We start from the raw sequence: 596 nt of genomic DNA on the forward strand, positions 1-596 counted from the left end.
CATATTGGACATGCCCTACCCAAGCGGGACGGAAACGAGGGCATGATGCAGTCGCGATCCATCACATGCCGGTCGCGGGCGCCGCTCGACAAGGAGGTCCAGCGGATCGCGGCCCTGCGGCAGTACCAGATCCTCGACACGCTCCCCGAGAGGGAATTCGACACGATCACCCAGACCGTGCAGAGCGTGTTCGACATGCCCATGGTCGCCATCTCCTTCGTCGACACCCACCGGCAGTGGTTCAAGTCCGAGATCGGCATGGGGACACGCGAGACCGCTCGCACCGGCAGCTTCTGCACCCACACGATCCGGGGTCTGGAGCCGATGGCCATCCCCGACGCGCTCGAGGATCCGCGGTTTCGCACAAGCCCCCTCGTCTCCGGCGCGCCCCGCATCCGGTCCTATCTCGGCGCGCCCCTCACCTCTCCGGAGGGCCACAGTCTCGGGGCCATCTGCGTCATGGACCATGTCCCGCACCGGTTCGGCCCCCGGGACAGCGAGGTGCTCACCCGGTTCGCCCATCTGGTCATGGAGCGGCTGGAACTGCGCCGCGCCGTCGCCGAGGACGTGCTGACGGGAGCCTGCATGCGGCGGGC

Annotated in this window: 1 protein-coding gene; it reads left to right on the top strand. The window is 68.0% G+C overall.

What is annotated here, in order from left to right:
* Positions 1-42: 42 nt before the first annotated feature.
* A partial coding sequence (locus tag ACTVZP_RS22325; protein WP_443214318.1) for a GAF domain-containing protein occupies positions 43-596 on the top strand: 554 nt, incomplete at its 3' end.

The sequence above is a fragment of the Rhodobacter sp. NSM genome, from assembly GCF_052244495.1.
GTDB lineage: Bacteria > Pseudomonadota > Alphaproteobacteria > Rhodobacterales > Rhodobacteraceae > Cereibacter_A.